The 13,136-nt window shown below is 69.2% G+C and carries 13 protein-coding genes; 12 read left to right on the forward strand and 1 reads right to left on the reverse strand.

Annotation, left to right across the window (positions count from 1 at the left end):
• Positions 1 to 114: 114 nt before the first annotated feature.
• The 3 genes from rho to prmC are packed head-to-tail and all read left to right on the forward strand — an operon-like array spanning position 115 to position 4,369.
• Entirely contained in the window at positions 115 to 2,385 is a 2,271-nt protein-coding gene (gene rho, locus EDF24_RS16225) for a transcription termination factor Rho (RefSeq protein ID WP_395868367.1), read from the forward strand.
• Positions 2,386 to 2,388: 3 nt separating this feature from the next.
• Entirely contained in the window at positions 2,389 to 3,471 is a 1,083-nt protein-coding gene (gene prfA, locus EDF24_RS16230; protein WP_123653612.1) for a peptide chain release factor 1, read from the forward strand.
• A gap of 22 nt (positions 3,472 to 3,493) precedes the next feature.
• On the forward strand, positions 3,494 to 4,369 hold the full coding sequence (prmC, locus tag EDF24_RS16235; RefSeq protein ID WP_260233484.1) for a peptide chain release factor N(5)-glutamine methyltransferase: 876 nt from the start codon (positions 3,494 to 3,496) through the stop codon (positions 4,367 to 4,369).
• 223 nt (positions 4,370 to 4,592) lie between these two features.
• On the opposite strand, the gene EDF24_RS16240 is transcribed toward prmC, so the two are convergent.
• Positions 4,593 to 5,240, reverse strand: a complete 648-nt coding sequence (locus EDF24_RS16240) for an HAD family phosphatase (protein WP_260233478.1) — start codon at positions 5,238 to 5,240, stop codon at positions 4,593 to 4,595.
• A 37-nt stretch (positions 5,241 to 5,277) separates the two neighbouring features.
• On the opposite strand from EDF24_RS16240, the gene EDF24_RS16245 reads away from it, so the two are divergent.
• The 9 genes from EDF24_RS16245 (at position 5,278) to EDF24_RS16285 (ending at position 13,090) form a co-directional block, all read left to right on the forward strand.
• Entirely contained in the window at positions 5,278 to 5,952 is a 675-nt protein-coding gene (locus EDF24_RS16245) for an L-threonylcarbamoyladenylate synthase (protein ID WP_123704243.1), read from the forward strand.
• Entirely contained in the window at positions 5,949 to 7,322 is a 1,374-nt protein-coding gene (locus EDF24_RS16250; RefSeq protein ID WP_260233479.1) for an MraY family glycosyltransferase, read from the forward strand. Before EDF24_RS16245 ends, EDF24_RS16250 begins: the two co-directional genes overlap by 4 nt.
• On the forward strand, positions 7,319 to 7,816 hold the full coding sequence (locus tag EDF24_RS16255) for a hypothetical protein (protein WP_123653607.1): 498 nt from the start codon (positions 7,319 to 7,321) through the stop codon (positions 7,814 to 7,816). Before EDF24_RS16250 ends, EDF24_RS16255 begins: the two co-directional genes overlap by 4 nt.
• Positions 7,817 to 7,920: 104 nt before the next feature.
• Positions 7,921 to 8,781, forward strand: coding sequence for a F0F1 ATP synthase subunit A (atpB, locus tag EDF24_RS16260; protein ID WP_243698369.1), 861 nt, complete (start codon positions 7,921 to 7,923; stop codon positions 8,779 to 8,781).
• Between the two features lie 61 nt (positions 8,782 to 8,842).
• Positions 8,843 to 9,079, forward strand: coding sequence for an ATP synthase F0 subunit C (atpE, locus tag EDF24_RS16265; RefSeq protein WP_123704245.1), 237 nt, complete (start codon positions 8,843 to 8,845; stop codon positions 9,077 to 9,079).
• A gap of 9 nt (positions 9,080 to 9,088) precedes the next feature.
• Positions 9,089 to 9,655, forward strand: a complete 567-nt coding sequence (locus EDF24_RS16270; protein WP_123704247.1) for a F0F1 ATP synthase subunit B — start codon at positions 9,089 to 9,091, stop codon at positions 9,653 to 9,655.
• Positions 9,656 to 9,657: 2 nt separating this feature from the next.
• Entirely contained in the window at positions 9,658 to 10,452 is a 795-nt protein-coding gene (locus tag EDF24_RS16275) for a F0F1 ATP synthase subunit delta (protein WP_123704249.1), read from the forward strand.
• Positions 10,453 to 10,558: 106 nt separating this feature from the next.
• A complete protein-coding gene (gene atpA, locus EDF24_RS16280; RefSeq protein ID WP_123653604.1) occupies positions 10,559 to 12,187 on the forward strand; it encodes a F0F1 ATP synthase subunit alpha in 1,629 nt (542 codons plus the stop codon).
• On the forward strand, positions 12,188 to 13,090 hold the full coding sequence (locus tag EDF24_RS16285) for a F0F1 ATP synthase subunit gamma (protein WP_123653603.1): 903 nt from the start codon (positions 12,188 to 12,190) through the stop codon (positions 13,088 to 13,090). It begins immediately after the preceding gene.
• Positions 13,091 to 13,136: the final 46 nt, after the last annotated feature.

The raw sequence follows: 13,136 nt of genomic DNA on the forward strand, positions 1-13,136 counted from the left end.
AACGGCGGCCGTCGCAACAGTGTCGGCACATCCCGAGTGCCACGCACCGCGCCGGAAGTCGGTGGAAACTCTCCGCGCTCTGCGGTTCGGAAGGAACACAGCAACTTGACCAACGTGAACAACTCTGCTGCCACGGCAGAGATCCCCAGCGACCTGCGCGCGCTCCGTCTGCCCGAACTGCAGCGGATCGCCTCCTCCCTCGGCATCACGGGGCTCTCGAAGCTCCGCAAGGGCGACCTCATCGCCGCGATCGAGGACAAGCGCCCCGAGACGACCGAAACCACGGCCCCGGCCGTGACGCCGGAGCCCGAGTCCGCGACCGGCGCCGAAGCCGCCGCCGTCTCCGAGGAGCTCGCCCCGGCCGCCCTGACCCACCACGAAGCCGGCGCCGAGGCGACCGACGTCGTGGACGCCCCGACGACCGAGGCCGCGCCGTCGCGTGCCCGTCGTTCGCGCCGCGCCAGCTCCGGCGGCACCGTGACCACGGCGCCGACCACGGCCGCTGAGCACACCAACCACGGCCAGACCGGCACCGAGGACCTCCTCGCCGGCCTCGACCAGGTCCGCGCCGAGAAGGACGCCCAGGAAGCCCAGTCGGGCAGCCAGCGTCGCCGTCGCGGCCAGCAGCCGAAGGCCGACCAGGCCGCCGCCGTCGTCGCCGAGGAGGCCCCGGCAACCGAGCAGGACGCCGACGCGACGAGCGTGCAGGACGACCAGCAGGACACGGACCAGAACGACCAGGGCCAGGGTCAGAACGACCAGGACCAGAACGGTGAGAACGAGGGCGGCTCGCGCCGTGGTCGTCGCAGCCGTGGACGCGGTCGTGGCCGCGGCCAGAACGCCGAGTCCGGCGACCAGCAGCAGGGGCAGCAGTCCCAGGACGCCGAGCCGGCCGCGCAGCAGAACGGCCGCCAGCAGAACAACCGCCAGGCCGACAAGCAGGACCAGGGCGACCAGGCCGAGCAGGGCGAGCAGAAGCAGGGCCGGCAGAAGCAGGGCCAGCAGAAGCAGAACCAGAACCAGAACCAGGGCCAGCAGAACCAGGCCCAGCAGAACCAGCACCAGAACCAGGCGCAGAACCAGCAGAACCACGCCCAGCAGCAGCGCGACGACCAGCAGCGTCGCGACCAGGAAGAGGCCGAGAGCGGCCGCAGCCGTCGCCAGCGCGACCGCAAGCGCGGCCGTGGCGGGCAGAACGACGACTTCGAGCCGGAGATCACCGAGGACGACGTCCTGATCCCGGTCGCGGGCATCCTCGACGTGCTCGACAACTACGCCTTCGTGCGGACCACCGGGTACCTCCCGGGCCCGAGCGACGTCTACGTCTCCCTCGGCCAGGTGAAGAAGTACCACCTGCGCAAGGGCGACGCCGTCGTCGGTGCGATCAAGCAGCCGCGCGACAACGAGCAGCAGAGCCGCCAGAAGTACAACGCGCTGGTCAAGATCGACACGATCAACGGCCAGTCCGCGGACGAGGCGGCGAGCCGCGTCGACTTCCAGGACCTCACCCCGCTGTACCCGAACGAGCGCCTCCGCCTCGAGACCGAGCCGGCGAAGCTGTCGACCCGGATCATCGACCTGGTGTCCCCGATCGGCAAGGGCCAGCGCGGCCTGATCGTCTCGCCGCCCAAGGCCGGCAAGACCGTCGTGCTGCAGGCCATCGCGAACGCGATCTCGAAGAACAACCCCGAGGCGCACCTCATGGTCGTCCTCGTGGACGAGCGGCCCGAAGAGGTCACCGACATGCAGCGCACGGTGAAGGGCGAGGTCATCGCCTCGACCTTCGACCGTCCCGCCGAGGACCACACCACGGTCGCCGAGCTCGCCATCGAGCGTGCGAAGCGCCTGGTGGAGCTCGGCCACGACGTCGTCGTGCTGCTCGACTCGATCACCCGCCTGGGTCGCGCCTACAACCTGGCGACCCCGCCGTCGGGCCGCGTGCTCTCCGGTGGCGTCGACTCCGCCGCGCTGTACCCGGCGAAGCGCTTCTTCGGCGCCGCCCGGAACATCGAGAACGGTGGCTCGCTTACCATCCTCGCCACGGCGCTCGTCGAGACCGGGTCGAAGATGGACGAGGTGATCTTCGAGGAGTTCAAGGGCACCGGCAACATGGAGCTCCGCCTGAACCGCCACCTGGCGGACAAGCGGATCTTCCCGGCCGTCGACGTCAACGCCTCCGGCACCCGTCGCGAGGAGCAGCTGCTCTCCGCTGACGAGGTCAAGATCACGTGGCGTCTGCGCCGGGCCCTCGCCGGGCTCGACCCGCAGCAGGCCCTCGAGATCGTGCTGCGGAACCTCAAGGAGACGCAGTCGAACGTCGAGTTCCTGGTGCAGGTGCAGAAGTCGGTCCCCGCGACCGGTCACCACAACGGCCACCAGGAGTAACCGGTGTTCGAGTCGGTGGCAGGGCTGCTGGCGGAACACGAGGACCTGACGCAGCAGCTGTCGGACCCCGCGCTCCACGCCGATGCGGCCCGGGCGAAGAAGGTCAACCGGCGGTTCGCCGAACTGAACCAGATCAAGTCCGCGTACGAGGCCTGGACGGCGGCGGGGGAGGACCTCGCCGCCGCCCGGGAACTCGCGCGTGAGGACTCGGCGTTCGCGGACGAGGTCCCCGAGCTCGAGGAGCAGCTCGCCGAGCGCCAGGAGCGGCTCCGCCGTCTGCTGATCCCTCGGGACCCGGACGACGGCCGTGACGTCATCATGGAGATCAAGGGCGGCGAGGGCGGCGAGGAATCGGCGCTCTTCGCGGCCGACCTGCTGCGCATGTACTCGCACTACGCCGAGTCCAAGGGCTGGAAGGTCGAGCTCCTCGAGCGCACCGAGAGCGACCTCGGCGGCTACAAGGACGTCCAGGTCGCGATCAAGTCGAACTCCTCCGACCCCGCGCAGGGCGTCTGGGCGCACCTGAAGTACGAGGGTGGCGTGCACCGCGTGCAGCGGGTCCCGCAGACCGAGTCGCAGGGGCGCATCCACACCTCGACGACCGGCGTGCTGGTCTTCCCCGAGGTGGACGAGCCCGAAGAGGTCGAGATCAACCAGAACGACCTCAAGATCGACGTGTACCGGTCCTCCGGTCCCGGCGGTCAGTCGGTGAACACGACGGACTCCGCGGTCCGCATCACGCACCTGCCCACGGGCATCACGGTCGCGATGCAGAACGAGAAGTCCCAGCTGCAGAACCGTGAGGCCGGCATGCGTGTTCTGCGTGCCCGCATCCTGGCCAAGCAGCAGGAGGAACTGGACGCCCTGGCGTCGGACGCCCGTCGTTCGCAGATCCGCGGGATGGACCGTTCGGAGCGCATCCGCACGTACAACTTCCCGGAGAACCGGATCGCGGACCACCGCACCGGGTACAAGGCGTACGACCTCGACCGCGTCATGAACGGTGCGCTCGAGCCCGTCATCGAGTCCGCCATCCGTGCGGACGAAGAGGCACGTCTGGCCGCCGTCGGCGACCAGAACGCCTAGGAACACCGCCCTGGAGGCCCGGATCACCCCCGACACGCCCCCCACGTTCGCAGCGGATCGCCTCCTCGACGAGGCGACCGCTGCGCTCGTCGCGCACGGGGTCCCGACCCCGCGCGTGGACGCGGAGCTCCTGCTCGCCTGGGCGACCGACACCTCGCGCGGCGCCGTGCAGGCCCGCGCGATGACCGGCGGCGCGATCGCGGGGGAGCACGTCGAGCGCTTCCGCCAGGCGGTCGCGCGGCGCGCCACACGCCTGCCGCTGCAGCACATCACGGGCGAGGCGCACTTCCGGGCGCTGACCCTGGCGGTCGGCCCCGGGGTGTTCGTGCCCCGGCCGGAGACCGAGTCCGTCGTGCAGTTCGGCATCGACGCGCTCCGGGCGACCGCGGTGCCCGAGCCGATCGCCGTCGACCTCGGGTCGGGCAGCGGCGCCATCGCGATCGCCATGGACACCGAGGTGCCGAACGCCCTGGTGTACGCCGTCGAGCGATCGGCCGACGCGCTGCCCTGGACCCGGCGGAACGTCGAGACGTACGGCGGCACGGTCCGACTCGTCGAGGGCGACCTGGCCGACGCGTTCCCGGAGCTCGACGGCTCGGTCTCGGTCGTCGTGTCGAACCCGCCGTACGTGCCGGACGACGCGATCCCGATCGACCCCGAGGTCCGCGACCACGACCCGGCGCTCGCGCTCTACGGCGGCGCCGACGGGCTCGACGCGGTCCGTGCCCTCACCGAGACCGCGTGGCGGCTCCTGGTGCCGGGCGGGCTGCTCGTCATCGAGCACGCGGAGCCGCAGGGCGCAGCCGTGCGCGATGTGCTGGCGCGCCGGGGGTTCCGTTCCCCGGAGACGCACGTGGACCTGACGGGACGCGACCGCACGACCACCGCCACGCGCTGACCGGGGCCGAGCCGGGCCTCCCGTCCGGGCCGAGCCGCGCGTCTACGCAGCGCGCGTTCCGCGTGTGGGAGGTCGTTTCGCGCGTAGGGGGTCGTTTCGCGCGTGGGGAGTTGTTTCGCGCTTGGGGAGTTGTTTCGCGCGTAGGGGGTCGTTCCTTCCGACTCCCTACGCGCGTTCTCACTTCCCAGCGCACGCGCGATGGGAAGGAACGCGCGCAGTGTGTCTACGCGACGGTGGCGTCCGAGCGGGTCGCGACGAATGCGCGGACCGCGTCGCGGAGGTCCGTGTCGTGCTCGACGAGCACGGCGGTGATGCCGACGGACCGGGCGCCCTCGACGTTCTCCGGCATGTCGTCCGCGAAGAACGTGTCCTCGGGGCGGGCGCCGTGGTGCTCGAGGGCCCGGAGGAACACCTCGGGCTCGGGCTTGCGCGCACCGAAGTTGCTCGACGTGTCCAGGTGCTCGCCGAACAGCGGCGGCAGGGACGGTGCCCAGCGGTGGATCCAGCGCCCCGCGAGCGGCCCGTTGTTCGTGAGCAGCGCGACACGGCCGTGCTCACTGGCGATGCGGACGGCCTCGATGCGTTCGGGCAGCTCGGTCATCGCAGCACCGCGGATGCGCGCCCACTCGGCCTCGGGCACCTCGCACTCCATCGCGGCCTCGAACGCGGCGAGGTAGGCGTCGCCGTCGGGGAAGTGGCCGGCCTCGGCCCGCATCTCACCGCCGGTGCGCCACCAGCGGCGTCGGAGCTCGTCGAGCTCGTGCCCGGTGAGCTCGGTGAGACCCGCCATCCGGGTCTTCCAGTCGTACCGGACGAGCACGTCGTCCATGTCGAAGAGGAACAGGAGTCGGGGCGCAGGCGTCTCGTTCACGATGTCCACCATTGTGTCGCACTATCATCGTCGAGTCATGGCATCCCGATACGACTGCAACGACCCCGACGGGCTCCTGACCGGGATGCGGCTCGCGCGAGCAGCACTCGGCCGGGGCGAACTCGTCGTGGTCCCCACCGACACCGTGTACGGCCTCGCTGCCGACGCCTTCAACCAGGCCGCCGTCCAGCGCCTCCTCGACGCGAAGGGACGCACCCGGCAGTCACCGCCGCCGGTGCTCATCCCCGGGCCGCCGACGCTCGACGCGCTCGCGAGCGAGGTCCCGCAGCAGGTCCGCGACCTCGTCGCCGAGTTCTGGCCCGGTGGACTCACCGTCATCCTGCGGTCGCAGCCGTCCCTCGACTGGGACCTCGGCGAGACGCGGGGGACCGTGGCGCTCCGGATGCCGGACTCGCGGATCGCCCTCGAGCTCCTGCAAGAGGTGGGGCCGCTCGCGGTGTCCTCCGCGAACTCCACGGGCGACCCCGCTGCCATGGACATCGACGCTGCCGAAGCGATGCTCGGCGACAGCGTCGCGGTCTACCTCGACGGTGGATCGCTCGCCCCCCACGACGGGTTCGAGGCCTCGACCGGCTCGACCATCGTCGACGCCACGGGCCTGTCGACGGGGGACGGTCTGCGGATCGTGCGCCACGGCGTCATCCCGGACTCCGAGATCGAACGGGTCGTGGGGGCCGACCTCGTCACATGAAGTACTACCTGCTCGCGGGGCTGATCTCGGCGGTCGTGAGCTTCCTCGTGAGCTGGCTCGTCTGGAAGCTCGGGATCCGCTACAAGTGGTACCCGAAGGTCCGCGAGCGAGACGTGCACCGGACGCCGACCCCGCGGCTCGGCGGGATCGCGATGTTCATCGGGATCATCGTCTCGCTGCTCTGCGCGTGGTTCGTCTTCCCGGAGATCGCGGGTGTGGACTACTTCCGGCTCGTCTTCGCGGAACCGCAGCGCGTGCTCGCGGTGCTGGCGGGGGCGACGATCATCGTGGTGCTCGGTGTCGCCGACGACATCTGGGACCTCGACTGGATGACGAAGCTCGCGGGGCAGATCATCGCCGCCGGCATCCTCGCCTGGCAGGGCGTCGCGATCGTGTCGCTGCCGATCGGCAACTCCCTCGGCGTCGGCTCGTCCTACATGAGCCTGATCTTCACCGTGCTGGCGGTCGTCCTGGTGATGAACGCCGTGAACTTCATCGACGGGCTCGACGGCCTCGTCGCCGGGGTCGCGATCATCGCCGGTGGGGTGTTCTTCCTCTACACGTTCTTCATCAACCGCGTGGTCGTGCAGACGGAGTTCTTCTTCAACCTGCCGTCACTGTTGACCGCGGTCCTCGTGGGGGCGTGCTTCGGCTTCCTGATCCTGAACTGGCACCCGGCGAAGCTCTTCATGGGCGACGCCGGCGCGCTGCTCGTCGGCTTCCTGATGGCCACGAGCGCCGTCTCGATCACGGGCAACATCGACCCGGCCGCGGTGCGCACCCGGACGGACCTGCTGCCGGCCTTCATCCCGATCCTGCTGCCGTTCGCGATCCTCATCGTGCCGATCCTCGACTTCGGCCTCGCGGTGTTCCGTCGCCTGAGCGCCGGGAAGTCGCCGTTCTCCGCAGACCGCAAGCACCTGCACCACCGGCTGCTCGACATGGGGCACTCGCACTTCCACGCGGTGCTGATCTTCTACGCGTGGACGGCGACCGTCGCGATCGGCTGTCTGCTCTTCCTGTTCGTCGAGTGGTGGTGGGTGGTCGCGTTCGTCGCGGTCGGCTTCACCATCTGCGCGATCGCCACGTTCGCGCCGCTCGGGCGGAAGCGCACCGAGATCCGCGTGCAGACCGCCGGTGCTGCCGCCGGGGTCGTCGACGCCAGCCTCGACCCGCTGGACCGTGCGGCGGCCGCCCGTGACGGGCGTCCCGTGACGGGGCCGTCGCGGACCGCTCGTGCAGGGCGGTCCGCGCCGTCCGGCCGTGCGGCGTCGACCGGACCGTCCGCCCCTGCCGCACCGTCCGCACAGTCGGCCCCTTCCGCCCCTTCGGCCTCGTCCGACAGCTCGACCTCTGGAGACCACTCGTGACCGCACCGAACGGACTCGACCACGTCCGTCCCGTCTTCCGCCGGATCCTCGTGCAGGGAGCCGTCCTGGCGGCCGCACTCGCGGTCGTGGGCGGTCTCGTCGGGTTCCTCGTCGCCGGGGGACCGGGACTCGCCGGCGGACTGATCGGCGCGGTGATGAGCGTGGTGTTCTGCGGGCTGACCGCGGTGAGCGTGCTGCTGGCGATCCGGTTCTCCGGCGGGCAGATGATCTCCGGCGCGTTCTTCGGCACGATCATGGGGATGTTCCTCGTGAAGTTCGTGCTCTTCATCGTGGTGCTCGTTCTGCTGAAGGACCGCGACTGGGTGAGCACGCCCGTCCTGGCGATCGCGATCATCGTCGGGGTCATCGGCTCGCTCGTCATCGACGTGACGGTGATCAGCAAGGCGCGCGTGCCGATCGACGTCCGGCTCCCCGGCGCAGCGTCCACTCCGGAAGGCTCCGCGGAGCCTGAGAAGGACGACCCGCGCGTCTGAGAGCCCGGGAAGGCTCTCACACCTGGTAGTGTTTCTTGCGTCCGCGTCCGGAGCCTCGCTCGGAGCGGACAGCCTCCACACAGTCCACCATCGCGTGCCATGATGTGCGCGCGCCGACACAGGAGACAGCGCTGCTATCCCACGCTCTTCCCCTGTCCCTCACCGCTGCGGCCAACACCGTTGCGGCGGGGAGCAGTAAGGCCGCCGAGTTCCATGGTCCGTCGATCAACGAGTTCTTCCCGGACGCGATCTTCTTCGCCGGGACGCCGTTCGAGATCGATCGCGTCGTCATCATCCGCTTCATCGCGGTCGCAGTGCTCCTCGTCTTCGCGTTCGCGGGCACCCGCGCACTGAAGCTCGTCCCGAACCGCGGACAGGCGTTCATCGAGTACGGCTTCGACGTCGTGCGACGGAACACCTTCGACAACCTGGGCGAGAAGGACGGCAAGCGCTTCCTGCCGCTCCTCGCGTCGATCTTCTTCGGCGTGCTGTTCATGAACCTGACGGGTCTGATCCCGGGGCTGAACCTCGCCGGCACCAGCCGCATCGCGATGCCGATGATCCTCGCGCTCATCGCGTACGTCGCCTTCATCTACGCCGGTCTCCGCAAGCACCCGGGCACGTTCCTCCGGAACTCGCTCTTCCCGCCAGGGGTGCCGTGGTACCTGTACATCATCGTGACGCCGATCGAGCTCGTCTCGACCTTCGTCCTCCGCCCGGTCACGCTGACCCTGCGACTCCTGATGAACATGGTCGTCGGGCACCTGCTGCTCGTCCTGTTCTTCTCGGCAACGCAGTTCTTCTTCTTCGACGCCTCGCTCGGCTTCAAGGCCTTCGGCATCGGGACCATCGCCTTCGGCATCGCGTTCAGCTTCTTCGAGATCCTCGTCGCGCTGCTCCAGGCCTACGTCTTCATGCTCCTCACCGCCGTCTACATCCAGCTGGCGCTGGCCGACGAGCACTGATTCCTCACTGACCCCCTACGGGACCGGCATCCGTCGGACCCGCACCTCGAAAGGAAAACACGTGGACGCAACGACCGTTCTCGCGGAGATCAACGGCAACATCGCGACGGTTGGCTACGGCCTCGCAGCGATCGGCCCGGCCATCGGCGTCGGCATCGTCGTCGGCAAGACGATCGAGTCCGTCGCTCGCCAGCCCGAGCTCCAGGGCCGCCTGACGACCCTCATGTACATCGGTATCGCCTTCACCGAGGCCCTCGCCTTCATCGGCATCGCCACGTACTTCATCTTCACCTCGTAAGGCTTCTCGATGAACACTGCACTCATCATCGCGGCGGAGGAAACGCACAACCCGTTGATCCCGCCGGTGTACGACATCGTGTGGTCGCTGGTGGCCTTCGTCATCATCTTCCTGGTGTTCTGGCGTGTCGTCACGCCGCGCATCACGAAGATGCTCGATGAGCGCACCGAGGCCATCGAGGGTGGCATCAAGAAGGCGGAAGCCGCGCAGGAGCAGGCCGCAGCGGCGCTCGACGAGTACAACAAGCAGCTCGCCGACGCCCGTGCCGAAGCCTCCCGCATCCGCGAGCAGGCCCGTGCCGACGCCACGGCGATCGGCAACGAGGTCCGCGAGCAGGCATCCGCCGACGCAGCGCGCATCACGTCGAACGCCCAGGCGCAGATCGAGGCGGAGCGCCAGAGCGCGCTCCAGTCGCTCCGCTCCGAGGTCGGCTCGCTCGCACTCGACCTCGCGTCGGGTGTCATCGGCGAGTCCCTCAAGGACGACGCCAAGGCCACGGCGGTCGTCGACCGCTTCCTCGCCGACCTCGAGTCGACGAACAGCGCCGACGCGTCGCAGGCCGAGACGGAGCGCTGAGCATGCGGAGCGCCACCAGAGCAGCACTCTCGTCCACGCAGGCGGTGCTCGCCGACCTCGGCGGCAACGCCGACCTGGCGAGCGGTGCTGAGATCCTCGCCGCAGGGCGAGTGGTCGCCGGTGCGTCCCAGCTCCTCACGCTGCTGGCCGACCCGACCGCCGACATCGTCGGCAAGAAGGCCGTCGTCGACCGGGTCTTCGCCGGACAGTCCGACGCCACGCGCGCCGTGCTGACCGCCGTCGCCGGTTCCCGCTGGTCCTCCCAGCAGGACCTGCTCGCCGGCATCGAGGACGCGGGCATCCGTGCCGTCGCGGCCACGGCCGAGGCGGGCACCCCGATCGAAGCGGAGCTGTTCGCCTTCGAGACCGCTGTTCGTTCGGACGCCGGCCTCGAGCTGGCGCTCGGCACGAAGCTCGGCAGCCCGGAGCAGAAGAGCGCGCTCGTCGAGCGTCTCATCGGCAGCAAGTCGTCGCCGCAGACCGTGACGATCCTGTCGGCACTGGTCCAGCAGCCGCGCGGCCGCCGGATCGGTGAACTGGTCCGGGATGCCTCGCGCATCGTCGCCGACCAGGCCGAGAAGGTCGTGGCGACGGTCATCACCGCCACTGCGCTGTCGGAAGCACAGGCGGCTCGCGTCGCCCGCGGGCTGTCGGCGCGCTACGGCAAGGACATCATCGTCAACCACGTCGTCGACCCCAAGGTCGTCGGCGGGGTCCGGGTGCAGGTCGGTGGCGACGTCATCGACGGCACCGTGTCCACGCGCCTCGCCGACCTCCGGCTCCAGCTCGCCGGCTGAGCGTACGGTCGAACCGACACCCCAAGTCCACAACGGGAACTGTCCCCACCGGGCAGCATCACCCTCTCGGAGCCGAAGGGCCCCGGAAACCAACAAGGAAAATCCCATGGCAGACATCACCATCAGCCCCGATGAGATCCGTGATGCCCTGAAGGACTTCGTCTCGAACTACGAGCCGACGAAGGCCTCCACGGCCGAGGTCGGGCACGTCACCGACGCCGGTGACGGCATCGCCCACGTCGAAGGCCTCCCCGGCGTCATGGCCAACGAGCTCATCCGCTTCGAGGACGGCACACTCGGCCTCGCGCAGAACCTCGACGAGGACTCCATCGGCGCCATCGTGCTCGGCGAGTTCGCGGGTGTAGAAGAGGGCCAGGAAGTCACCCGCACCGGCGAGGTCCTCTCGGCCCCGGTCGGCGACGGCTTCCTCGGTCGCGTCGTCGACCCGCTCGGCGCCCCGATCGACGGTCTCGGCGAGATCGCGGCCGAGGGTCGTCGTGCCCTCGAGCTCCAGGCCCCCGGCGTCATGTCCCGCAAGTCGGTGCACGAGCCGCTCCAGACCGGCATCAAGGCGATCGACGCCATGATCCCCGTCGGCCGTGGCCAGCGTCAGCTGATCATCGGCGACCGCCAGACCGGCAAGACGGCGATCGCGATCGACACGATCATCAACCAGAAGGCCAACTGGGAGTCGGGCGACGAGGACAAGCAGGTCCGCTGCATCTACGTCGCCATCGGCCAGAAGGGCTCCACGATCGCCTCCGTCAAGGGTGCGCTCGAGGACGCCGGTGCGATGGAGTACACCACCATCGTCGCCGCCCCGGCCTCCGACCCGGCCGGCTTCAAGTACCTCGCCCCGTACACCGGTTCGGCCATCGGCCAGCACTGGATGTACCAGGGCAAGCACGTCCTCATCATCTTCGATGACCTGTCGAAGCAGGCCGAGGCCTACCGTGCGGTGTCGCTCCTCCTGCGTCGTCCGCCGGGACGCGAGGCCTACCCGGGCGACGTCTTCTACCTGCACTCCCGTCTGCTGGAGCGTTGCGCGAAGCTGTCCGACGAGCTCGGCGCCGGTTCGATGACGGGTCTCCCGATCATCGAGACCAAGGCGAACGACGTCTCGGCGTACATCCCGACCAACGTCATCTCCATCACCGACGGCCAGATCTTCCTGCAGTCGGACCTCTTCAACGCGAACCAGCGTCCGGCCGTCGACGTGGGCATCTCGGTGTCCCGCGTCGGTGGTGACGCCCAGGTGAAGTCGATCAAGAAGGTCTCCGGCACGCTGAAGCTCGAGCTGGCGCAGTACCGCTCGCTCGAGGCCTTCGCGATGTTCGCGTCCGACCTCGACCAGGCGTCGCGTCGTCAGCTGGACCGTGGTGCTCGCCTCACCGAGCTCCTCAAGCAGCCGCAGTACTCGCCGTACCCGGTGGAGGAGCAGGTCGTCTCGATCTGGGCCGGCACCAACGGCAAGCTCGACACGGTCCCCGTCGCCGACGTGCTCCGCTTCGAGTCCGAGCTGCTCGACCACCTGCGTCGCAACTCCGACGTGCTCACGACCCTGCGCGAGACGAACCAGCTCAGCGACGACACCGTCGCCGAGATGGGCAAGCAGATCGACGAGTTCACGAAGAGCTTCCAGACGAGCGACGGCAAGACGCTCGGGTCGGAGCAGGTCCAGGCGGCTGACGCCGAGGACGTCGACCAGGAGCAGATCGTCAAGGGTCGTCGCTAGATGGCAGCCCAGGTCCGGGTCTACCGACAGCGAATCAAGTCCGCGAAGACCACGAAGAAGGTCACGCGCGCCATGGAGTTGATCTCGGCGTCGCGGATCCAGAAGGCCCAGGCCCGCATGGCCGCGTCCGGTCCGTACTCGCGTGCGGTGACCCGGGCCGTGTCGGCCGTGGCGACGTTCTCGAACGTCGACCACGTGCTGACCACCGAACCCGAGTCGTCGACCCGCGCCGCCGTGGTGCTGTTCACCTCGGACCGCGGCCTGAACGGCGCGTTCAGCACGAACGTCCTCAAGCAGGGCGAGGAGCTCGCCTCCCTGCTCCGCAGCGAGGGCAAGGACGTCGTCTACTACCTCGTCGGCCGCAAGTCCGTCGGGTACTTCGCGTTCCGTGAGCGTTCGTCCGAGCAGCAGTGGGTCGGCAACACCGACCAGCCCGAGTTCTCGACGGCCAAGGAGATCGGCGACGCGGTCGTGTCGAAGTTCCTCCAGGACACGGCAGAGGGCGGCGTGGACGAGATCCACATCGTGTTCAACCGCTTCCTGAGCCTCGCGACCCAGGAGCCGCAGGTCGTCCGCCTGCTCCCGCTCGAGGTCGTCGACGGCGTCGACGAGCCGACGGACAACGAGCCGCTCCCGCTCTACGAGTTCGAGCCGGACGCCGACGCGGTGCTCGACTCGCTGCTCCCGGTCTACATCGAGAGCCGCATCTTCAACGCCATGCTGCAGTCGGCTGCTTCCGAGCACGCCGCACGGCAGAAGGCGATGAAGGCGGCCAGCGACAACGCCGACTCGCTGATCCGTGACTTCACCCGACTCGCGAACAACGCGCGTCAGGCCGAGATCACGCAGCAGATCTCCGAGATCGTCGGCGGCGCCGACGCCCTCTCGTCGAAGAAGAAGTAGTCCGCGTCGTTCGCGGACAGCAACCCACCCTCAGGAAGGCACCAGC

The organism is Curtobacterium sp. PhB130 (genome assembly GCF_003755165.1).
Taxonomy (GTDB): domain Bacteria; phylum Actinomycetota; class Actinomycetes; order Actinomycetales; family Microbacteriaceae; genus Curtobacterium.

Excerpts from the sequence above, each read along its gene's own strand:
- EDF24_RS16245 (WP_123704243.1), top strand. The coding sequence starts at position 5,278 with ATGGCATCCCGATACGACTGCAACGACCCCGACGGGCTCCTGACCGGG.
- EDF24_RS16285 (WP_123653603.1), top strand. The coding sequence starts at position 12,188 with ATGGCAGCCCAGGTCCGGGTCTACCGACAGCGAATCAAGTCCGCGAAG.
- EDF24_RS16250 (WP_260233479.1), top strand. The coding sequence starts at position 5,949 with ATGAAGTACTACCTGCTCGCGGGGCTGATCTCGGCGGTCGTGAGCTTC.
- EDF24_RS16270 (WP_123704247.1), top strand. The coding sequence starts at position 9,089 with ATGAACACTGCACTCATCATCGCGGCGGAGGAAACGCACAACCCGTTG.
- atpA (WP_123653604.1), top strand. The coding sequence starts at position 10,559 with ATGGCAGACATCACCATCAGCCCCGATGAGATCCGTGATGCCCTGAAG.
- EDF24_RS16275 (WP_123704249.1), top strand. The coding sequence starts at position 9,658 with ATGCGGAGCGCCACCAGAGCAGCACTCTCGTCCACGCAGGCGGTGCTC.